Below are 21,428 nucleotides of genomic sequence, written 5' to 3' on the forward strand. Positions count from 1 at the left end.
GCGCCCCGCGCCGGGCCGCGTCCGGGCGGGCCTCGATGGCCCGCGCGGACGCATTCCACTGCTCAGAAGATCTCGAACAGCCCGGCGGCACCCATGCCGCCGCCGATACACATGCTGACCACGCCCAGCTTGGCGCCGCGCCGCTTGCCTTCCAGCATCAGATGCCCGGTCATCCGCGCACCCGTCATGCCGAACGGGTGACCGATTGCGATCGAGCCGCCGTTCACGTTGTATTTCTCGGGGTCGATGCCCAGCTTGTCGCGGCTGTAAAGACACTGGCTGGCAAACGCCTCGTTCAGTTCCCACAGGTCGATGTCATCCACCTTCAGCCCGTGCCGCTCCAGCAGGCGCGGCACTGCGAACACGGGCCCGATGCCCATCTCGTCGGGCTCACAGCCCGCGACACAGAACCCCTTGAACGCACCCAGCGGCTCCAGCCCCCGGCGCTCGGCCTCTTTCGCCTCCATCAGCACCAGCGCCGCAGCACCGTCGCTCAGTTGCGAGGCATTGCCCGCGGTCACGAAATTGCCCGCGCCCCGCACCGGCTCCAGCCCCGCCAGACCCTCCAGCGTGGTCGAGGGCCGGTTGCATTCGTCGCGGTCCACGGTGACCTCATGCATCGAGATTTCGCCGCTTTCCTTGTCCTTCACCGCCATCTTGGTGACCATCGGCACGATCTCGTCGGCGAACTTGCCCTCGGCCTGCGCCGCCGCGATGCGCTGCTGGCTGCGCAGCGAATACTCGTCCTGATACTCGCGGCTGAGGTTGTAGCGCTGTGCCACGATATCCGCCGTCTCGATCATCGCCATGTAGATGGCGGGCTTGTGTTCCTGGATCCAGGCTTCCTGGGCGTAACGCGCCTTGGGCTGCACCATCGAGATGCTCTCGACCCCGCCTGCCACCATCGGGCCGGAGCCGCCCTCGGTGATCGCCTGCGCCGCCAGGGCAACGGTTTGCAGGCCCGACGAGCAGAACCGGTTCACCGTCACGCCCGAGGCCGTCACCGGCAATCCAGCGCGAATGGCGATCTGGCGGCCGATATTGCTGCCGGTCTCACCCTCGGGGAACCCGCAGCCGATGATGCAATCCTCGATCTCCGAGCCATCCAGCCCCGCGCGGGACACCGCCGCCTGAACCGCATGGCCACCCATGGTGGCCCCGTGGGTCACGTTGAACGACCCGCGAAACGATTTCGCCAGCCCGGTCCGGGCGGTGGATACGATAACGGCTTGTTTCATTAGACGGCTTCCTTGTTCAGATCGTCGAGAGAGCGGCCCTCGGCCACCAGTTGTTCCAAAAGCGGCGCGGGCTGCCAGAAATAGGCATCCTCCGCCGCCCAGCGTTTGATATCGGCCAACAATGCGGGCAGCCCCTGCATATCGGCCCATTTCAGCGGCCCGCCGCGATAGCGCGGGAAGCCGTAGCCGTAGAGCAGGGTCACATCCACGTCGAGTGGACGGCGCGCGATGCCCTCGCCCACCACCTTGGCAGCCTCGTTGACCATCGCCGCCATGTAGCGGCGCACGATCTCGTCTTTGCTGAAGGCGCGCGGGGTAATCCCCTGCGCGGCGCGTTCACCCTCGATCAGCGGCATTACCTCGGGGTTCGGCACGCGTGCCTTGGCACCGGCGGCATAGTCGTAATAGCCCTTGCCGGTCTTCTGGCCAAAATGACCCGCCTCGCACAGTTTGTCGGCATAGGCGCTGTCACGGGCGCGCGAGTCCAGCCCCTCGGCCCGCTTGCGCTTGCGCACCGCCCAGCCGATATCCAGCCCGGCCAGGTCGGCCACTGCGAACGGACCCATGGCGAACCCGAACTCTTCCAGCGCTTCGTCGATCTCATAGGGCGATGCCCCGTCCAGGATCATGTGATCGGCGCAGGTGCGATAGACCGACAGGATGCGGTTGCCGATAAACCCGTCACAGACCCCGGCCCGGACCGAGACCTTGCCCAGCCGCTTGCCAAGCGCAAAGCCGGTGGCCGCCACATCGGGCGCGGTCTCGTCGGCAATGACGACCTCCAAAAGCTTCATCACATGCGCGGGCGAGAAGAAATGCAGCCCCAGCACATCCTGCGGCCGGCTCGTCACCGCCGCGATCTGGTTGATATCGAGATACGAGGTGTTCGAGGCCAGCACCGCACCCGGCTTGCACACGGCGTCAAGCTTGGTGAACACCTGCTTCTTGACCTCCATGTCCTCGAACACCGCCTCGATCACCAGATCGGCCTCGGAAAGGGCCGCGTAATCGGTGGCCAGCGTCAGCGCCTTGGTGGTCAGGGTGTCGAACTGCTGCGATGTCAGCTTGCCGCGTTTCAGCGCACCCGACAGATTGCCCTCGATCCGGCCCTTTGCGGCCTCGGCGGCCTCGGGCGTCATCTCCAGCATGGTGACCGTCAACCCCGACAAGAGCGCGGCGGTGGCGATACCCGCCCCCATGGTGCCGCCGCCGATGACGCCGATCGCGGCCAGCGGGCGCGGCGCCACACCTTCCAGTTCCGGCAGCTTGCCCACCGCGCGGTCGGCGAAGAACGCATGGATCAGCCCGTCGCGCTGGTCCGAGTTCATGAGCTCCATGAACAGCTCACGCTCGCGCTTCAGCCCGGCGGCAAAGCTCTCGGCCTCGCACGCCGCCTGCACCGCCCGCACGGCAGTTGCGGGCGACAGCTGGCCCCGGCCCTTTTTCAGCACGGCGGCATAGACCGCGTCGAAATCGACCGGCGCGGGCGCGGGCATTTCACCGACCGGGCGGCGCGAGGCACCCTCGTCCAGCAGTTCGCGCAGGTAGCTCAGGCCGATCTCGCGCGGCTCACCCTCGGCGACGCGGTCGATCACCCCCAGGCGCAGCGCCTCGTCGGCGCGCACATGGCGGCCCGTGGTGATCATGTCGAGCGCCGCCTCGACCCCCACCACTCGCGGCAGGCGCTGGGTGCCACCGGCGCCCGGCAGGATGCCCAGATGCACCTCGGGCAACCCGACCTTGGCTTGCGGCACCGCGATCCGGTAATGGGTGGACAGCGCCACCTCGAGCCCGCCGCCCAGCGCGGTGCCGTGCAGCGCCGATACGACAAGCAGCGGCGAGGCCTCGATCCGGTTGCACAGCTCGGGCAGGTGCGGTTCCTTGGGCGGCTTGCCGAATTCACGAATATCGGCCCCGGCAAAAAAGGTCCGCCCGGTGCCATAGATCAGTACCCCGCGCGCACCCTCGGCCTCGGCCCGGTCAAGCCCGTCGGCCAGCCCCTGACGCACCGCGTGGCCCAGCGCATTGACCGGCGGATTGTCGGCCGCCAGAATGACGATATCTCCAACGCGTTCGTATCCGATGGCCTCGGGCATGGGGCCTCTCCTCCCTGTTTCAATCTGCGAAATGGCGTTCCGCGCGCTGGCAGGGTGATCCGCCGCGCATCCGAGATCAAGGGGGAATGGCCAAAGCGACGTAGGGTCCGGTTGGAGTCCGACGCCGCGCGGATGCGGCCCTAGAACAGGTCCTTGAGCGCGCGCAGCCGCTTGGCATGGCGGGCGCGCACCAGCTTGAACCGGTCCTTGACGAAGCGCCCGCGCCGCCGTCCCAGCATCTGGCCGAACCGGTGCCCCGATCTCAGCGCACCCCGTTCGGCGACCTTGATCTCGGCCCGCTCGCGCAGAACCCGGCGGAAATGGCCGATCAGCACCAGCACGATGGCAAGGAACAGCAGAAATGCGACCGGACGGTCGATGAAATCGAGCGGCTCCTTGACCCGGGCCATGCCAGCGCGCAGCTTCACCTCCATGATGCCGCCCAGAACCATGCCCAGGATGATCGGCACCGAGGGCATCGACAGGCGTTTGAGGATATAGCCCAGCACCCCGAACAGAGCGGCCATCACGCAATCGATGGCCGAATTGCGCAGCGAATAGACCCCGACAAAGCTGAGCGTCAGGATACAGACCCCCAGAAAGCGGTTGGGGATCCGGACCACCTGGATCAGCGACCGGGTGGCGAACAGCAGGAACACCAGAACCAGCACGTTGAGGATGAGGAGCGCGAGGTAGAGCGCCACCACGAAATCCATCTGGTTCTGGAACAGGCCCGGGCCGGGCACCACGTTATGCACGTAGAACACGCTCAGCATCATCGCGGTCAGCGCCTCGCCCGGAATGCCCAGTGCCAAGAGCGGCACCATTGCCGCGGCGGGCACCGCGTTGTTGGCGGTCTCGGCGGCGATCAGCCCTTCGGAAGAGCCATTGCCGAAATCCTGCGGCCGCTTGGACGAACGCTGCGCATAGGTATAGGACATGAATTGCGCGGTGAACTCGCCGACGCCCGGGATCATTCCCATCACCACGCCGAAACTGGCCGATACGGTCGCCACCCGCGGGTGGCGCGCCAACTCGCGCAGGCCCTGGAACATGCCGCCCCTCAGGCGGGTCATGCGGATCTTCTCATCCTCCGAGGTGAGCAGGACAAAGGCCTGGCTAAGCGCGAACAGGCCCAGCACCACCACGATCAGGTTGATGCCGCCCGACAGGAACGGCTGGTCGAACGTATAGCGCGAGGTGTATTTCACCGGCTCCAGCCCGATCGACTGGATGAAGACGCCAAAGGCCGCCAGCGCGCCCGCGATCAGGGTCTGGCCGCGATGGGCCACCACCATCAGGATGATGCCCAGAAGGGCGGCAAGAAAGATCTCGCGGCTGCCGAAATAGGGCGCCACCCGTGCCAGCACTGGCGCAAACAGTATCAGGCAGATCACCGAGAAGATGCCGCCAAAGAAGCTGGCGGAATAGGCCAGGCTCAGCGCCCGGCGCGGCTCTCCCCTCGCGGTCATCGGATAGCCGTCATAGGTGGTCAGCGCGTTCACCGCGGTGCCGGGTGTGTTGATCAGGATGGCGGGAATGGCACCGCCGTACATGGAGCTGCCATAGATGCCCAACAGCACCGTCAGTCCGACGATCGGGTCCATCGAAAAGGTGGCCGGCAGCAGGATGGCGATGGCCACGGCAGGGCCGACACCGGGAATGGCGCCGATCAGAACCCCGCCGACCGAGCCGGTCAGAAGCGCCAGCGCCACGTCCCAGCGCGTCAGGATGTCGAGAGCGGAAAGAAGCAGGTCCATCAGAGATACAGGATAAAGAAGCTGCGCAATGCGCCGGGAAGGTACTCGTAGATCGCACCACCAGGGATCTTGACCCCCAACAGCCCCTTGAACAGCACCACCACCGCCACCGCGAACAGGACCGACAGGCCCAGCATCCGGCGATCACGGTAACCCATCCGCCAGGTCAGGAGCGGCACAAACACCAGCGTTCCCGGCAGATAGCCGATCCGCGGCACCAGTACGACATAGGCCATGAACCAAGACGCGAATTCCAGAACCTGGTTCCATTTGCGCAGCTCCCACCAGTCATAGCGGGTCACCTTGCGCCAAGGTAGAAGGTAAAGGTGCATCGCACCCAGCAGGGCCATGCCGCCCAAACCAACCGCTGGCCAGAATCGAGGCTGGGCGAAGAGCTTGGATTTCTCTACCCATTTCGTCTGGCTGCCGATCTGGCTGAGCAGCAGGATCGAGACCGCGACAAAGAACAGGGCAAAGATCAGCTGGGCGCGCCGGGGACCGACAAAGCGGCGCTCGCGTTCAGTGGGCATAAGGCAGGGTTCCGGCAAAGAAAGAGGCCGGGGCACATGGCCCCGGCCTGGTCGGGATCATTCCAGCAGGCCGCCGATACGGGCCATGGTGGCAATGTCGTTTTCGATGCGCGCGGCGCTCTCGCCTGCGTCCTGCCAATAGACCAGCGCGCCGGTCTCCTTGGCCACCGCCTGGGCGCGATCGCTCATCATCGACTCCTTGGCCACGGCGACGATCTTGTCGCGTACATCCTGCGGCGTGTCCTTGGTCACGAACAGGCCGTTCCAAAGCGCAATGTTCAGATCGGCATCCAGTTCGCCGATGGCGGGCGCATCCGGCACCAGCGGGATGCGCTCGTCGGTGATCGAGGTCAGCACCTTGACGCTGTCCAGACAGGGCAGGATCAGTTGGAGCGTGGTGTTGATCACATCCGCATCGCCCGAGGCCAGCGTGTTGCAGTCGAGCGCATCAAAGGCCGCGTCCGATCCCCATTCGAAACCGGCATTCTTGGCGAACGCCTTGGTCACCTGCGTCGGCGTCAGCACATCGCCGAAATGGCCCAGTGCCACGTCGTTGGATTTGGCGTATTCGGCCAGCTCTGCCATGCTGCTATAGGGCGCGTCGCCCGAGGTGGCGATGACAAAGGGATAGGTCAGGAAAATCCCCAGCGGGTCGAATTTTGCGGGCGTCAGCGGCGCGATGTCGATCTGATGGCCCATCACTGGCACCCCGATCACGAAAGAGCCGATGGTATAGCCATCGGCGGGTGCGTTGGCGACCTCGATGGCACCCGGGAAGGGGCCACCGCCACCACCGGGCTTGTTCACCACGGCTGCCGCGACACCGTATTTCTCCTGGAAATCATCGGCGATCATGCGGGTCAACACATCCTCGAGATCACCCGGAGGCCATGGCACGATGAAATTCACCGGTTTCTCGGGGTATTCCGCTGCGGCGATGCCGGCGCTCAGCGCAATCGCTGCGGTCGCAAGGGCGCCCGCGATCTTGGTTTTGATTGTCATGTTGTCCTCCCAGTTCGGTTCCCTTCCGCAGGATTGGTTCATTATTTGAACCTGCGGTTTAAATACAGATTGACAGGCGAGACTACCATCTGTCAACTATTTCTGCCAAAAGGCGCCCTGAAATCGCGAAACGCCCATGTTTCGCACAGTTCGGTGACGGAAAGGCAGGATGGGAACGGTTTCCAAGGCATTGTCCCTGCTGGCATTGTTCAACCACGGGCGGCTCGAGATGGGCCTGAGCGAGCTGACGCGCCTGTCGGGCATGAACAAGGCGACGGTCTATCGCATGATGACCGAGCTTCAGGCGGCGGGGTTCGTCGAACAGATGAACGGCGACCGGGCCTATCGGCTGGGTCCCGAAGTGCTGCGGTTGGCCGCTTTGCGCGAGGCGGCGGTGCCGCTGCTGTCGGTGTCGCGCGACGTGCTGCGGCGCCTGTGCGACGAGACCGGCGAAACCTCGCATATGTCGATCCAGCGCAATGGGCAGCTGACCACGCTGACCCATGCCTATAGCAGCCACCACGGCACCCGCGTGGCGATGGAGGATGCCGAGATCCTGTCGCTGCATGCCACCGGGTCGGGCCTGGCCTTTCTCGCCTTCTCGCCCGAAGAGGTGGTGAGGCGCGCGCTCTCGGCACCGCTGGTCAAACACACGCCCCAGACCGAAACCGACCCCGAGCGCCTGCGCCAAGCGCTGGCCGAGGCACATGAGAGCGGTATCGCGGAATCAGTGGGCGGGTTCGAAGCGGATGTGCATTCCCACGCGGCGCCGATCTTTGGCGCCGACCAGCGCCCGATCGGGGCACTGGCGGTGGCGGCGCCTGTGTCGCGGATGACCGCCGAACTCAAGAGCCGCGTGCGCGCCGCCCTCAAGGCGGCGGCACTTGACCTGACCCAGCGCACCGGCGGGTTCTGTCCACCGGACTATCCCGGCGCGGCCTAGGGTCAGGCGTCAGGACGCAGGCAGGTCCAAACCGTGCGGGTGGACTTCTCGCTCACCTTCTCGAACCCGGCCGCGTTCAGGATACCCTTGCATTCGCGCATGCCGGCGATGTCATAGACCTCGGGGTGAAACTCCAGCACGACGGCGCGAAACTGGCTCAGATCCGCATGACGCAGTAGCTCCAGCTCGCCCCCCTCGATATCCATGATCAGAACGGTGGCGCCGGTTTCGGCGCAAACCTCCGCGAAATCGGCAGTGGGCACGTCGACCACGGTCGAGGGCCGCTCGGTCGGGTTGAGGAGCGATGACCCGAGATAGCTGCTGCGGATGTGAAACTGCATGCTCTCGGGCCGGTCCGGCGCGCTGATCAGGATCTGGTTGCGCAGACTGATCTTCTTGCCCAGCCGGTTGAGCGCATAAAGCGCCTCGATCTCTGGCACCAGTTCGGGGTTGGCCTCGAACGAGGTCACCGATTTCGGCTTGGCGTTCTTGGCCACCACCGCGCCGACAATGCCAAGCCCGGCGCCGATTTCCAGCACCACGTCCTTGGGGCCGGTGACATGCAGCGCGCCCACGATTTCCTGCCCCTCATAGCGGGCGGAGTTGATGCGTTCGATCCGGGTCTCGTTGAGAAACCGCGAGGCCGGGACCTTGACGCCCAGACACTCGGCGGCGACGGAATTCGTTTCGGGCACTGCCTTGCCTCACCTTATGCTTGTCTTGCGCGCATCCTGTGTTTCAAGGGGCGAAAAGGCAAGCCTTATGCGGTGTTCGCCTTGGAAAATGAGGCGTCTGTCGCTGGTTTGGGATGCCTCCGGCGGGAGTATTTTCGGCAAAGTGAAAGGGGCAGAGCCATGCGCTGAACAAGTGTCGGCGGTTGTCAGGCCTCGGGCACGTGCAAAACCAGCCCGTCGAGATCTGGATGCGCCTCGATCTGGCAACTGAGGCGGCTTCTCGGCTGACGCTCGGCGGCGGTGATGTCCAGCATGGCATCCTCGAACTCGCCCGGCGCGCCGGTCCGGTCGGACCAGGCCGGATCGACCACCACGTGGCAGGTGGCGCAGCTCAGGCAGCCGCCGCATTCGCCGATCACGCCAGGCACGTTATTGGCCTGCGCCGCCTCCATCAGCGACAGGCCGGGGGAGACCTCGGCCGCAATCTCGCGGCCGTCGGCCAGTTTCCAGGTCACGCGCATGGCAGGCTCCTCAGATGAAGTAGACATAGAAATCGCGCAGCGCGTCACCTTCGAGATCGCGGGTCTTGCGCACTTCCTTCTGTTTCATGAACACATGGTTGGCGACCAACTCGGCGCCCACCGCCTGGGCCAGTACGGTGTCGCGTTCCAGATCGCGGACCGCTCCGGCCAGGTCGATGGCGGTGCCTTCCTTGGCGTCGGTGCTGTCAAACCCGTCTCCGGTCTCCATCGGCGGCAGGGTGTGGCCGTTCTCGACCCCCAGCCTTGCCGCCTGCAACACGGCGGCCACGGCGGTATAGGGGTTCGCGGAGGCATCGGCCATCCGGTGTTCCAGCCGCGCCTTGGCGCCACCCTCGGAGCTGATGCGTGTGGTGACGTTGCGATGATCGCCGCCCCAGTTCTGCCAGTAGCCCGACAGCGAGCCGGGTTGCAGCCGCATGTATGAATTGGCCGTCGGCGCGATCAGCCCCGCCAGCCCCTTGTGATGGTGCAAGAGCCCCGCCAGACAGCCGCGCGCCAGATCGTTCATATGCTCGGGCCCGCCGCGCGGGCCGGAGGACAGCGCATTGGCGCCGGTCGCATCCTGGAAGGAGAAGTTGATATGCATGCCCGAGCCGCCCGCCTCGGCAATCGGTTTCGGCATGAAGGTCAGCACGATCCCGTATTCCAGCGCGATCTCGCGCGCCATCAGGCGGAACAGCACGATATCGTCCACCGCCTTGAGCGCATCGTCGAAGGTCAGCGTATATTCGAACTGCGGGCTGTCAAACTCGGCAGTGATCATGTCGAGGGAGAATCCCATCTCCTCGGCCATCGCCCAGATCCGGTCGTTGAACCGCAGCGGATCGGCAAAGGGACCGGTGCCATAGACCACGCCGCCCGGCGCGTCATAGGGCACCAGCCGCCCATTGTCGTCGGCCTGAAGCGCGAAACATTCCAGCTCGATCCCAACCTTGGGGCTGAGACCGTGCGCCTGCCAGGCGGCCACCGCCCGTTTCAGCGCCCCGCGCGGGCAGAGCGGCAGCGGCTGGTCCTGATCGTCATAGAGATCGCCCAGCACCACCTTGGTGCCGGTATGCCAGCTGTCGCGGATATCGTCATGGACCCATTTCAGCTCCATATCCGGCAGGCCCTGCTTCATCATCGCGCCGGGCGCGTCCAGCAGGTCACGGTCGTAATGCACGCCAAAGGTCGAGCGGCAGAACCGGGTGGAACTGTCGGCGATCTTGGAATTGGGCAGGTATTTGCCCCGCATCACGCTGAGATGGTCGCAGAACATCGCGCGCAATCTGTCTTTCATGTCGGGGCTCCTCCCTGTTGAGCCTGTTCTGGTGTCGGGTCAGGCGCGGCGGACGGTGACCGGCAGTTCCTTGATCCCGCCCACGAAATTCGAACGCAGGAACTTGTGCGGTCCGGCCGGTTCGATAGAGCTTAACCGCTTGGACAGCTCCTGGAACAGCACTTTGACCTCGAGCCGGGCCAGCCACATGCCCAGGCAGACATGCGGACCGCCCTGGCCGAAACTCAGATGCCGGTTCGGGTTGCGGTAGAGATCGACCCGGAACGGGTCGTCGAACACCGTCTCGTCGCGGTTGGCCGAGGACCACCAATACAGCACCTTGTCCCCTGCCCGGATCGTCTTGCCATGCATCTCGTGATCCTGAAGCGCGGTGCGCCGGAAATAAAGCGCGGGCGTCGCCCAGCGGATGATCTCGTCCGGGGCGGTCTCCCAGATGTCGCCGCCCGCCCGCATCTGTTCCAGCAGCTCGGGCTGGTGGCACATGGCCTGGATACCGGCGGCGATGGAATAGCGGGTGGTGTCGTTGCCCGCCGCCACCACGAGGCAAAAGAAGTTGCGGAACTCGGTATCGCTGATGACCGAGCCGTCCTTGGACGGTTGCAGGATCATGTGCAGCACGCCCGAGGTATCGCCCGCCTTCTCCTTCTGCTCCATCAGGTCCTTGGCATAGAGGTACAGTTCGGCCCCGGCGGGCGAGTTGAAGGGCATCATCCGGTATTCGTCGGTGTCGAGCTTGTCGAGCACATGGGTGGTGAAATCGGGATCGGTATTGGCGATCAGCGCGTCGCCCTTTTCCACCAGCCAGGGCAGATCGGCATCGGGCAGGCCGACGATGCGGCCCAGCATCCGCATCGGCAGCTGGCGCGCGATCTCCTTGGTGGCGTCGAACGTGCCCTTGTCCAGCACCTCGTCCAGAATATCGACACAGATCGCCCGGATGTCGTCCTCGTATTGCGCCATGGTGGTGCGCGAGAAGGCCTTCATCAGCAGCATCCGGGTCTGGCTGTGCTCGGGCGGGTCGGTCTCCTGAAAGGTGCGGCGGGCCAGGTATTCCTCATAGCTCTGATCCTCCATCCGGATGCCGCGGGCCGAGGAGAAAACAGCCGTGTTCCTGTTCATCTCGGCAATGTCGGCATGGCGGGTGACCGACCAGAAATCCTGCCCGTCGGCATATTCGGTCCAGTGCAGCGGATCCTCGCGGCGCAACCGGGCAAAGGTGTTGTGCGGCGCGCCCCCGGCAAAGGCGTCATGGCTGGTCAGATCGGCATAGCCGTCATCGGTGGGGGTCCAGACCGTCATGTTTTTACCTTTCCTCGCTCCGTTAACATGTGTATATTATAAGAAGTCATAAATATGTAAATGAAAATCTCTCGGGGAAGATCATGCACTTGGCGATCCTGATGACCAATACGGACGAAAGCGCCTTTGCCCAGGCCCACCCAAAGGACGGCGAGAAATTCACCGCCCTGATCCAGCGCGCGCGGCCCGATTGGACAACCTCGGTCTTTGCGGTCAAGGACGGGCAGTTCCCAGAGACGCTGGAGGACATCGACGGCGCGATGATCACCGGCAGCCCCGCCTCGGTGCTGGGCGGGGCGCCCTGGATCGGGCGCCTGCTAACCCTGATTCGCGACCTGCATGGCCGCGAAATCCCGATGTTCGGCGCCTGTTTCGGGCATCAGGCCATTGCGCTGGCGCTGGGGGGGCGGATCGGGCGCAACCCGGGCGGCTGGGTGCACGGGCTGACCCGGAACCGCATGCTTGAACGGCCCGACTGGGCGCGCGACCTGCCCGATGAGGTCAGGCTTTACGGCAGTCATGTGGAACAGGTAACCGCCCTGCCCCCGGGCGCGCGCGCGATCATGCAGGGCCCTGATTGCCCGGTCTCGGGCTTCGCGCTCGGCAACCGTATCTACACCACCCAGCACCACCCCGAGATGACGCACGGCTTCATCACCGCCCTAACCGAGGAACTGGCAGGCGACATGGGTGCCACGGTGCATGCGCGGGCCGTCGCCTCGCTCGCCCAACGCTCGGACATGGACGCCTTTGCCGAAAGCATCGCGCGCTTTTTCGAGCAGGCACGCCCGGCCTGAGGCACGCCCCCCCTGCTGCTTCTTTCTGGTCAAAAATACTCAAATCCCGCCCTCGCGGCCGCCGCGACGGCCGGGGCGGGGTCACCCCAGTGCCGCCAGCAGATCCATTACCGTGACCTGGTCGAACTGCACATGCCGGGCCATCGCTGTTTCCGCCTCCTCCCGCCGCCGCTCGAAGATCAGCGTGGCGATCTGGCGGTGTTCGCGCGCCGAGGTAGGGATCGACCCGGGATAGCTGTAGCGCGCCCGGTAATAGGCCAAGAGCTTGCGCGCATGGGTCTTGATCATCTCGACCAGATAGGGGTTACCCGAGCCTAGCGCGACGGTTTCGTGGAACTTCAGGTTCAGCCGGTAATAGCCGAACGGGTCACCGTCACCCTTGTCGCGGGCATGCGCCTCGCATGCGGCGACCACCGCCTCCAGCTCGGCCGCCTGCGCGGCGTTCATCCGCCGCGCCGCAAGCCCCGCCGCCTGTCCCTCCAGCCGGGCATGCACTTCGAGAATGGCAAGAAATTCTTCCAGCGTCGGTTTGAACACCACAGCACCCTTGCGCGGCAACCGCCGAATGAGGCCCAGGGTTTCGAGCTGGATGAAAGCCTCGCGCACCGGGGTGCGCGACACGCCGTGCCGCTCGATCAGCGCGGCTTCCTCCAGCACGTCGCCGGGACCCAGCCGTCCGTGCTCGATATCCTCGAGCACCCCGTTGATCACCTGCTCCGTCTGTCCCGCCATCGCTCATGCCTCCCGCTTCAGCCTGAAGGTTACGCGCTGCCCGCGGGCCGCGCAACGCCGCGGCGCGCGCAGATGTGACCCGGTTTTGCAATACACACCAAAGACATGGCTGGAATTTCACGCAACTGTGCTACGCTGCCCGCAGGCAGGAAGGACCTATTGCAGCAGAAACATCAAACCAGGGAGACGACAATGTGTGACATTTGCGTGATGAACGCGGTCAAGGAACGGATGCTGTCCCGCCGGGACCTGTTCAAGGCCAGCGCCGCCGTGGCGGCCGGCGCGGCGCTGGGAACCGCCACGGCGCCTGCGGCGATGGCGGCCGGGCATGGCGGCGTGGTCGACATGACCCATATTTACGACGCCGAATTTCCGACCTACTTCGGGGCGCCCGGGATCGAGGCCACCCAGAATTTCAATTTCAAGGAACACGGGTTCAACCTGTTCACGCTCAGTGTGAACGAACACACCGGTACCCATGTCGACGCGCCGCTGCATTTCTCGGCCGATGGTCAGTCGGTGGACGAGATCCCACTTGCCAATCTCGTGTGCCCGCTCTGCGTGGTGCATATCCACGAAAAGGCCGCGGCGGATGCCGATGCCCAGGTGACGCCGGATGACCTCAAGGCCTGGATCAGCGCCAACGGCCCGATCCCCGACGGCGCCTGTGTGGCGATGCACTCGGGCTGGGGCGGCAGGACAGGCGGGCCCGGCTTCCGCAACGCCGACAGCGAAGGCAAGATGCATTTCCCCGGCTTCCATGTCGAGGCGGCGCAGATGCTGATCGAAGAAACCGGTGCCGTTGCAATGGCGGTGGATACGCTGTCGCTCGATCACGGCCCCTCGGCCGATTTCGCCACCCACTACGCCTGGCTGCCCACCAACCGCTATGGCATCGAGAACCTGGCCAACCTGGACAAGGTACCCGCCAGCGGCGCCACCCTGATCGTCGGCGCCCCCAATCATCGCGGCGGCTCGGGTGGCCCTGCCCGCATCTTCGCCATGGTCTGATCCATGGCGACTGTCCCTCTGCTGAGTGATGAAGAGGCCAGCGCCGAGGCGCTGGCCGTCTTCGACGACATCCGCGCCACCCGAGGCACCGATTACGTCAACAATTTCTGGCGGGCCCTGGCGCATGACCCAGCGCTGTTACGCGCCACCTGGGATCGTCTGAAGGTGGTTATGGGCCCCGGCACGCTCGACCCGCTTGTCAAGGAAATGATCTATGTCGCCGTCTCGACCGCCAATGGCTGTGAATATTGCGTGCATTCCCATACCGCTGCGGCGCGGGCCAAGGGCATGACGCCTGTGCAACATAGCGAGATGTTGGCAGTGATCGGCATGGCAATGCAGACCAATGGTATCGTAACGGGATTGCAGGTGCCTGTGGACGACCTCTTCAAGGCCTGAGCGCAGCATCGAAAAGAAGGGTTTTCGCCGCAGATTTGCGTGCGATGCACGGCAGCTATGCCTCCCGCGACATGGCACATCCGGACCGAGCAGTTTATACAGTCGGCCAATTCGGATTAGCCAAAGATCAGGATTGAGCCATGGCCCAGTCGACCCTCCACCTCCGCTCGCTAGCGACCCTGCACCACGTGCTGGGCGATATCTTGGCAGGCATCTTCGACGCTCTGGTCCGCATCGGCGAGGCAAACGCGCGGCTCCGCCGTATCCATGCCCTGTCCGCCCTGACCGATGCGGAGTTGGCCGCACGCGGCTTGCGGCGTGCGGACATCATCCGATGGGTGCTGAGCGACCGCGTGTGACCCGGCAGGACCGCACCAAATTTTCAAAGAAAATTTGACCAGAAAATTCGACGAATTTTCTGGTCCGACCCGTTTAGCGGGTCGCGTCAGCCAACATGTTACCGAATTTCAATTCATGACTTGTCTCTGTTACATTTAACTTGCCGCGAATCGTTTTCCATCGTATTACCCGACCAAGCGGTCACCTAATGGTGGCGGAGGAGACGGAGAGAACATGACCATGGACGCATTCATCTGCGACGCGCAGCGCACCCCGATCGGACGTTATGGTGGCGCCCTGAGCCAGGTACGCACCGACGATCTGGCCGCCGTGCCGCTGGCCGCCCTGGTCGCGCGCAACCCGCAGGTGGATTGGGCCAGCCTCGACGATGTGATCTATGGCGACGCCAATCAGGCTGGTGAAAGCAACCGCAACGTCGCCCGTATGGCCGCTCTGCTGGCCGGACTGCCGGTCGATGTGCCCGGCACCACGGTAAACCGCCTTTGTGCCAGCGGCATGGATGCGGTCGGCATGGCCGCCCGCGCTATCAAGGCCGGCGATTACGACATGGTCGTTGCCGGCGGTGTCGAGAGCATGAGCCGGGCGCCTTTCGTGATGCCCAAGGCCACCAGCGCCTTTACCCGCGCCAACGCGGTCTATGACACCACCATCGGCTGGCGCTTCATCAACAAGAAGATGCACGAGATGTACGGCACCGACTCGATGCCGCAGACCGCCGATAACGTGGCCGAGGACTACGATATCTCGCGCGCCGATCAGGACGCCTTCGCCGCCCGCAGCCAGGCCCGCTGGGCGGCTGCCCATGCGGCTGGCGTCTTTGGCGATGAGATAACCCCGGTGACCATCCCGCAGCGCAAGGGCGATGCCATCGTGGTCGATACCGACGAACATCCCCGCCCCGGCACCGGCGCCGAGCAGCTGGGCAAGCTGAAGGGCGTGAACGGGCCCGACAAGAGCGTGACCGCAGGCAATGCCTCGGGCGTCAATGACGGTGCCGCCGCGATCCTGATGGCCAACGAAGCTGCTGCCGCCAGGAACGGCCTGACCCCGATCGCCCGCGTGGTGGGTATGTCGGTCGCAGGCGTCGAGCCACGCGTGATGGGCATCGGGCCGGTTCCCGCCAGCCGCAAGGTTCTGGCGCGCGCGGGGCTCACCATTGAGCAGATGGATGTGATAGAGTTGAACGAAGCCTTCGCCTCGCAGGGACTCGCCACCCTTCGGGCACTGGGGGTTGCCGATGATGCGCCGCATGTGAACCCCAATGGCGGTGCCATCGCGATCGGCCACCCGCTTGGCATGTCGGGCGCGCGTCTGGTGATGACCGCGGCCTATCAGTTGAAACGCACCGGTGGGCGCTATGCGCTCTGCACCATGTGCGTCGGAGTTGGTCAGGGCGCAGCCCTGATCCTGGAACGTGTGTAAGGGAGGAGAGCCCGAATGTATGCGCAGATGATCAAGACCGCCAGCGATGGTATTAAATCCCGCGAGGACATGTCCGACGAGGAACGCGCGTTCCAGGACAAGATCGACGCGGATATAAAGATCGAGCCCAAGGACTGGATGCCAGAGGATTATCGCCGCACGTTGATCCGCCAGATCGGCCAGCACGCCCATTCCGAGGTCGTGGGCCAGCTGCCCGAAGGCAACTGGATCACGCGTGCGCCGACGCTGGAGCGCAAGGCGATCCTGTTGGCCAAGGTGCAGGACGAGGCAGGCCACGGACTCTACCTCTACTCTGCTGCCGAGACCCTGGGTGTCAGCCGCGATGAACTGGTCGAGATGCTGCTGTCGGGCAAGATGAAATACTCTTCGATCTTCAACTACCCGACACTCAACTGGGCCGATATCGGCGCGGTGGGCTGGCTGGTCGATGGGGCGGCAATCATCAACCAGGTGGCGTTGCAGCGCACCTCTTACGGCCCCTATAGCCGCGCGATGATCCGCATCTGCAAGGAAGAGAGCTTTCATGCCCGCCAAGGGTATCACGCGATCATGGCGATGGCGTTTGGTACGCCGGAGCAGAAGAAGATGGCACAGGACGCGGTCAACCGGCTGTGGTTTCCGGCACTGATGATGTTCGGCCCCTCGGACAAGGACTCGGTCCATTCGGAACAGTCGATGGCCTGGAAGATCAAGATCAAGACCAACGACGAGCTTCGCCAGCAATTCGTGGACCAGACGGTGCCGCAGATCCTGTACTTGGGCCTCGATCTGCCTGACCCGAATATCAAGTGGAACGAAGAGCGCGGCCATTACGATTTCTCGGACCCGGACTGGTCGGAATTCTTCAACGTGATCAAAGGCAACGGACCCTGCAATACCGACCGCCTGGCGGCCCGCCGCAAGGCCTGGGACGATGGCCAATGGGTGCGCGACGGCCTGCTGGCCCATTCCCGCAAGAAAGCGGCCGCCCGGATGGCGGCCGAGTAAGACCGAAGACAAAACGCAAAGCATCGCAGCGCGCGGCTCCGGGGTATTGCCACCGGGTTCTTGTCCCGCGCCCAGTCAGGAGGAGATCGACTGATGAAAAACGAATGGCCCCTGTGGGAAATCTTTATCCGCGGTCAGCACGGCATGAGCCACCGCCATGTGGGCAGCCTGCACGCCCCCGACGCGGCAATGGCGATCAAGAACGCCCGCGACGTCTATACCCGCCGCAACGAAGGCGTCAGCATCTGGGTGGTCGAGGCGCAGCATGTCGCCGCCAGCTCGCCCAGCGACAAGGGCCCGCTCTACGAGCCCAGCGAAAGCAAGGTCTATCGTCACCCGACCTTCTTCGACATTCCCGAAGAAGTGGGGGCCATGTAATGACCCGCGACGAAGCATTCCTGCAATTCCTGCTCAGGATGGGAGACAATACCCTGGTCCTCGGCCACCGGGTCAGCGAATGGTGCGGTCACGCACCGGTGCTGGAGGAGGATATCGCGCTGGCCAACACCGCGCTGGACCTGATCGGCCAGACCCAGATGTGGCTGGCCCTCGCCGGCGAGGTACAGGGCGACGGCAAGAGCGCCGACGATCTGGCCTTTCTGCGCGACGCCTGGGATTTCCGCAACGCGCTTCTGGTCGAGGTGCCCAACGGCGATTTCGGCCGCACCCTGATGCGCCAGTTCCTGTTCGACAGCTGGCACAAGCTGATGCTTGAGCGGCTCAAGGGGTCCTCGGACGAGCGTGTCGCCGCCATCGCCGAAAAAGCGGTGAAAGAGGTCACCTATCACGTGGAACGCTCGCGCGACACGGTGATCGGCCTGGGCGACGGCACCGAGGAAAGCCATGCGCGCATGCAAGAGGCGCTGGATTACCTGTGGCCTTACGTGGGTGAGCTGTTCACCGGCGACGCGGTGGATGCCGAGATGGTCGAAGCGGGCATTGCCCCCGATCCGGCCAGCCTGCGCGCCGATTACGACGCAATCCTGACCGAGGTAATGGTCGAGGCGACGCTGAACATCCCGAAATCGGGTTTCGCCCACAAGGGCGGTCGCGACGGGCGCATGCATACAGAGCATCTGGGCCATCTCTTGACCAGCATGCAATGGCTGCAACGCGCCTATCCCGGCGCGCGCTGGTAAGACCATGGCACAACCGTCGGAACAGCAGGTCTGGGATTGGCTCGACACCGTTCCAGACCCCGAGATCCCCGTGATCTCGGTCGTCGATCTGGGCATCGTGCGCGACGTCGCCTGGGAGGGGGAGACATTGACCGTGACCGTCACCCCCACCTATTCGGGCTGCCCCGCGACCGCGATCATCTCGATGGATATCGAGACCGCGCTGCGCAACAGAGGGGTCAAGGATATCCGGATCAAGACCCGGATATCGCCCGCCTGGACCACCGACTGGCTGAGTGAGAAGGGCAAGGTGAAGCTGGAGGAATACGGCATCGCCCCGCCCCGCCCCGCCGGTGGCCCGGAACGCTGTCCGCGCTGCGGCAGCAAGGCGGTCGAAAAGGTGAGCCAGTTCGGCTCGACCCCCTGCAAGGCCCATTGGCGCTGTACCGACTGCCTGGAACCCTTCGACTATTTCAAATGTATCTGAGGAGGACCGGATGGCACGCTTTCACGATCTGGAAGTCACCGACATCCACAAGACGATCCGCGACGCTGTCGTGGTCACGCTGAAACCCGCCAATGGAGCGGCAAGCGAGTTTGATTTCACCCAAGGCCAATACCTGACATTCCGCCGCGCCTTCGATGGCGAAGAGCTGCGCCGCTCCTACTCGATCTGTTCGGGCAAGGATGACGGTGTGCTCCAGATCGGGATCAAGCGCGTCGATGGCGGCGCCTTCTCGACCTGGGCCAACGAAGAGCTGAAAGTAGGCGATACGGTTCAGGCGATGCCGCCGATGGGGGGCTTTCACACCCCGCTCGATCCCGGCGCCGAGAAACAGTATCTGGGCTTTGCCGGTGGCTCGGGCATCACCCCGGTGCTGTCGATCATCAAGACCACGCTGGCGCGCGAGCCCCGGTCCGAGTTCACCTTGGTCTATGCCAACAAGGGCGTGAACACGATCATGTTCCGCGAGGAGCTGGAGGATCTCAAGAACCTCTACATGGGCCGGTTCAATGTGCTTCATATCCTGGAGACGGATGCGCAGGAGATCGAGTTGTTCACCGGCCTGGTCACCGAAGAGAAATGCGGCCAGCTGTTCGAGCATTGGATCGACATCCAGCATGTCGACACCGCCTTTATCTGCGGGCCTGAACCGATGATGCTGGGCATTGCCGCCGCCCTGCGCTCGCACGGGCTGAGCGACGCGCAGATCAAGTTCGAACTGTTCGCCAGCGCCCAGCCCGGCCGGGCCAAGCGCAAGGCGGTCTCGGCTGAGGCGGCCAAAGGGGCGAACCAGACTCGCGCCGCCGTCACGCTGGACGGTGCCACCCAGAGCTTTGACATGCCCAAGGACCTGTCGATCCTGGATGCGGCCCTGCAAAACAGCATGGACGCGCCCTATGCCTGCAAGGCAGGAGTTTGTTCAACATGTCGCTGTAGGGTGCTGGAAGGCGAGGTCGAGATGGTCGCCAACCACGCGCTTGAGGATTACGAGGTCGAGAAGGGCTATGTGCTCAGCTGTCAGGCCTATCCGCTGACCGACAATGTTGTTGTCGACTACGACCAGTGAGGAGAGAGACATGGCCGAAGATATGACGATCGACAGCTATCTCGCCGCTGGCGGGATGCTGACCAATCCAACCAACGTGCCCGCACGCTATCGCGCCGAGTTGATGAAGCTGATGGCCACCTTCGTGGACAGCGAACTGGCCGGTGCGGCAGGGTTCGCCGACATCATCAACCAGGGGCCGGGCATCAAGGAGCGCATCGCCGCCGCCAAGATCGTGCTGGAAAAGACCGACAATGCCGACCGCGTGCTGCGGATCATGGGTGAGTTCGGGGCCGACACCCAGCGCTATGCCACGCATCACCCCTGGACCGCGCGGCTGGAGCGGGATGCCGATATCGGCGCCGCCCGGACCGAGCAGGACATGCGCCTGGCGGTATTCAACTACCCGATCCAGGGCTGGGCCGACGCGGTGATGATGAACCTTTTGATGGCACGTGCCGTGGTGGTGCAGCTGGCCGATTTCACCATGATCTCGTACCAGCCGCTGGCCGAGGCATTCCGCACCATCGCCCCGATCGAGACCCGCCACGGTGAACTGGCGCTGGAAGGCGCGGCAAAGCTGGTCGAAGACGGCGGTGCCGAGGCGCTGCAAGCCTCGGCCGATTACTGGTGGCCACGTGTCGCCGCCAGCTTTGGCACCGGCAGCGCCGGGCGGACCGAGGCGCTGCGCGCCATGGGCCTGCGCCGCACCGGCAATGCCGAGATGCGCACCCGCTGGGAGGCCGAAGCCGCCAACCTGCTGGACAGCCTGGGCCTGAAACGCCCGTGAATTGCCGCCGGGGCGCCCGGGGCGCCCCGGTATCGCATCGGAGACCGGCCCGATCTGCCGGCCTCAAATCACCCGGTTTGCTGCCCCCAAGTTCTGCAAGAATGGCACCGCAGAGCACGCCGGATGGTTCCGCCCTTGGCTTTCCAGGTTAACGCCATGGGTGCGGACACGGATACAACCCGATTGGATGGGTGTATGGCAGGGTTGAGCCCGACAAGTTTGTTGCTGCGCTATATATCAGCGTCCGCTTTCAGGAGCGCAGATCGGGGAGAATATCGAGGATGCTTTCTCCAAACATGCTTTCTTTCTTGAACCGGTTGGCTGTCAAAAGCTGCGAATAACCGTGAACGAGGCTCCAGAGGAACATCTGCTGCCGGGCCGCGACTTTCTCGTCATCACCGTCGAAACGCCCGAAGTCCTTGGAGTTTTCTGCCAGTATCGAAAAACAGGCTCTTACATGGCGCAACAGTTCCGGATCGTTTGACGAGACCCGGTCGCGCGCGTACATCAACTCGTACAGCGCCGGATGATCCTGCGCGAACGCGACATAGCCCAAGAGGGCTGCGTTGCGGCGGGCATGGCGGTCCGCGGTGTCGTCTATGCCATTGCGCATGTAGGTTTCCAGTTCGGCGTAACCCTCTGCCGCCAGGGCGGTGAGGAGTGCCGCCTTGTTCGGGAAATGGTTTTGCGGGGCTGTCGCGCTGACCCCTACTGCATCGGCACATTTGCGCAAGGACAGGTTGCTGTGGCCTTCGGCCTCTAGCAGACGCCTTGCTGCGGCCAGCAGGGCTTGCCGCAGGTTCCCGTGGTGATAACGCGTCGGTTCTTTCTGCTCTGTCCTCATATGTGCAACGTAAACTTTCCCCCGCCCCTTGCGC

The 21,428-nt window shown here is 64.2% G+C and carries 23 protein-coding genes; 12 read left to right on the forward strand and 11 right to left on the reverse strand.

What is annotated here, in order from left to right:
- Positions 1-62: 62 nt before the first annotated feature.
- From AC2FNA_RS18765 to AC2FNA_RS18785, 5 genes are all read right to left on the reverse strand, one after another.
- Positions 63-1,238 (reverse strand): acetyl-CoA C-acyltransferase, encoded by a 1,176-nt coding sequence (locus AC2FNA_RS18765; RefSeq protein ID WP_496829129.1) that lies wholly within the window; start codon positions 1,236-1,238, stop codon positions 63-65.
- Positions 1,238-3,334, reverse strand: coding sequence for a 3-hydroxyacyl-CoA dehydrogenase NAD-binding domain-containing protein (locus tag AC2FNA_RS18770; protein WP_496829131.1), 2,097 nt, complete (start codon positions 3,332-3,334; stop codon positions 1,238-1,240). Before AC2FNA_RS18770 ends, AC2FNA_RS18765 begins: the two co-directional genes overlap by 1 nt.
- 140 nt (positions 3,335-3,474) lie before the next feature.
- Positions 3,475-5,094 (reverse strand): tripartite tricarboxylate transporter permease, encoded by a 1,620-nt coding sequence (locus AC2FNA_RS18775; protein ID WP_496829133.1) that lies wholly within the window; start codon positions 5,092-5,094, stop codon positions 3,475-3,477.
- Positions 5,094-5,624 carry a tripartite tricarboxylate transporter TctB family protein gene (locus AC2FNA_RS18780; RefSeq protein ID WP_496829135.1) on the reverse strand — a complete coding sequence of 177 codons (531 nt, stop codon included), beginning with the start codon at positions 5,622-5,624 and terminating at the stop codon, positions 5,094-5,096. The genes AC2FNA_RS18775 and AC2FNA_RS18780 overlap by 1 nt, the downstream gene beginning before the upstream one ends.
- 57 nt (positions 5,625-5,681) lie before the next feature.
- Positions 5,682-6,626, reverse strand: coding sequence for a tripartite tricarboxylate transporter substrate binding protein (locus tag AC2FNA_RS18785; RefSeq protein ID WP_496829137.1), 945 nt, complete (start codon positions 6,624-6,626; stop codon positions 5,682-5,684).
- A 169-nt stretch (positions 6,627-6,795) separates the two neighbouring features.
- Here AC2FNA_RS18785 and AC2FNA_RS18790 point away from each other — a divergent pair, with 169 nt between their 5' ends.
- Positions 6,796-7,569, forward strand: coding sequence for an IclR family transcriptional regulator (locus tag AC2FNA_RS18790; protein ID WP_496829139.1), 774 nt, complete (start codon positions 6,796-6,798; stop codon positions 7,567-7,569).
- Between the two features lie 2 nt (positions 7,570-7,571).
- Here AC2FNA_RS18790 and AC2FNA_RS18795 read toward each other — a convergent pair whose 3' ends face one another.
- The 4 genes from AC2FNA_RS18795 to AC2FNA_RS18810 form a co-directional block, all read right to left on the reverse strand.
- Positions 7,572-8,264: an FkbM family methyltransferase gene (locus AC2FNA_RS18795; RefSeq protein ID WP_496829141.1), complete on the reverse strand. Its 693-nt coding sequence runs from the start codon at positions 8,262-8,264 to the stop codon at positions 7,572-7,574.
- A 185-nt stretch (positions 8,265-8,449) separates the two neighbouring features.
- Positions 8,450-8,764, reverse strand: coding sequence for a 2Fe-2S iron-sulfur cluster-binding protein (locus tag AC2FNA_RS18800; RefSeq protein ID WP_496829143.1), 315 nt, complete (start codon positions 8,762-8,764; stop codon positions 8,450-8,452).
- A gap of 10 nt (positions 8,765-8,774) precedes the next feature.
- Entirely contained in the window at positions 8,775-10,064 is a 1,290-nt protein-coding gene (locus AC2FNA_RS18805; RefSeq protein WP_496829145.1) for a type I glutamate--ammonia ligase, read from the reverse strand.
- A 39-nt stretch (positions 10,065-10,103) separates the two neighbouring features.
- Complete coding sequence (locus AC2FNA_RS18810) at positions 10,104-11,363, reverse strand: cytochrome P450 (protein WP_496829147.1); 1,260 nt, start codon at positions 11,361-11,363, stop codon at positions 10,104-10,106.
- 83 nt (positions 11,364-11,446) lie between these two features.
- On the opposite strand from AC2FNA_RS18810, the gene AC2FNA_RS18815 reads away from it, so the two are divergent.
- Positions 11,447-12,160, forward strand: a complete 714-nt coding sequence (locus AC2FNA_RS18815; protein WP_496829149.1) for a type 1 glutamine amidotransferase — start codon at positions 11,447-11,449, stop codon at positions 12,158-12,160.
- 81 nt (positions 12,161-12,241) lie between these two features.
- Here the strand turns inward: AC2FNA_RS18815 and AC2FNA_RS18820 are convergent, their stop codons facing one another.
- The gene (locus AC2FNA_RS18820) at positions 12,242-12,892 is read right to left on the reverse strand and encodes a GntR family transcriptional regulator (RefSeq protein WP_496829151.1); all 651 of its coding nucleotides are present in this window, start codon (positions 12,890-12,892) and stop codon (positions 12,242-12,244) included.
- Between the two features lie 192 nt (positions 12,893-13,084).
- Here AC2FNA_RS18820 and AC2FNA_RS18825 point away from each other — a divergent pair, with 192 nt between their 5' ends.
- From AC2FNA_RS18825 to AC2FNA_RS18870, 10 genes are all read left to right on the forward strand, one after another.
- A complete protein-coding gene (locus tag AC2FNA_RS18825; protein WP_496829153.1) occupies positions 13,085-13,903 on the forward strand; it encodes a cyclase family protein in 819 nt (272 codons plus the stop codon).
- Positions 13,904-13,906: 3 nt separating this feature from the next.
- A complete protein-coding gene (locus AC2FNA_RS18830) occupies positions 13,907-14,302 on the forward strand; it encodes a carboxymuconolactone decarboxylase family protein (RefSeq protein ID WP_496829155.1) in 396 nt (131 codons plus the stop codon).
- Between the two features lie 140 nt (positions 14,303-14,442).
- Positions 14,443-14,661 (forward strand): DUF1127 domain-containing protein, encoded by a 219-nt coding sequence (locus tag AC2FNA_RS18835; protein ID WP_496829157.1) that lies wholly within the window; start codon positions 14,443-14,445, stop codon positions 14,659-14,661.
- 220 nt (positions 14,662-14,881) lie between these two features.
- On the forward strand, positions 14,882-16,084 hold the full coding sequence (gene pcaF / locus AC2FNA_RS18840; protein WP_496829206.1) for a 3-oxoadipyl-CoA thiolase: 1,203 nt from the start codon (positions 14,882-14,884) through the stop codon (positions 16,082-16,084).
- A gap of 15 nt (positions 16,085-16,099) precedes the next feature.
- Complete coding sequence (gene paaA / locus AC2FNA_RS18845) at positions 16,100-17,092, forward strand: 1,2-phenylacetyl-CoA epoxidase subunit PaaA (protein WP_496829159.1); 993 nt, start codon at positions 16,100-16,102, stop codon at positions 17,090-17,092.
- Positions 17,093-17,185: 93 nt separating this feature from the next.
- Positions 17,186-17,470: a 1,2-phenylacetyl-CoA epoxidase subunit PaaB gene (gene paaB / locus AC2FNA_RS18850; protein WP_011046505.1), complete on the forward strand. Its 285-nt coding sequence runs from the start codon at positions 17,186-17,188 to the stop codon at positions 17,468-17,470.
- Positions 17,470-18,231: a 1,2-phenylacetyl-CoA epoxidase subunit PaaC gene (gene paaC / locus AC2FNA_RS18855; protein WP_496829162.1), complete on the forward strand. Its 762-nt coding sequence runs from the start codon at positions 17,470-17,472 to the stop codon at positions 18,229-18,231. Before paaB ends, paaC begins: the two co-directional genes overlap by 1 nt.
- A 4-nt stretch (positions 18,232-18,235) precedes the next feature.
- Positions 18,236-18,697 carry a 1,2-phenylacetyl-CoA epoxidase subunit PaaD gene (paaD, locus tag AC2FNA_RS18860; protein ID WP_496829164.1) on the forward strand — a complete coding sequence of 154 codons (462 nt, stop codon included), beginning with the start codon at positions 18,236-18,238 and terminating at the stop codon, positions 18,695-18,697.
- Between the two features lie 10 nt (positions 18,698-18,707).
- Positions 18,708-19,781, forward strand: coding sequence for a 1,2-phenylacetyl-CoA epoxidase subunit PaaE (gene paaE / locus AC2FNA_RS18865; RefSeq protein ID WP_496829166.1), 1,074 nt, complete (start codon positions 18,708-18,710; stop codon positions 19,779-19,781).
- A 10-nt stretch (positions 19,782-19,791) separates the two neighbouring features.
- The gene (locus AC2FNA_RS18870; protein ID WP_496829168.1) at positions 19,792-20,550 is read left to right on the forward strand and encodes a Phenylacetic acid catabolic protein; all 759 of its coding nucleotides are present in this window, start codon (positions 19,792-19,794) and stop codon (positions 20,548-20,550) included.
- A gap of 250 nt (positions 20,551-20,800) precedes the next feature.
- On the opposite strand, the gene AC2FNA_RS18875 is transcribed toward AC2FNA_RS18870, so the two are convergent.
- Positions 20,801-21,394, reverse strand: coding sequence for a TetR-like C-terminal domain-containing protein (locus AC2FNA_RS18875; protein WP_496829170.1), 594 nt, complete (start codon positions 21,392-21,394; stop codon positions 20,801-20,803).
- Positions 21,395-21,428: the final 34 nt, after the last annotated feature.

The sequence above is a fragment of the Ruegeria sp. YKSD163 genome (genome assembly GCF_059612905.1).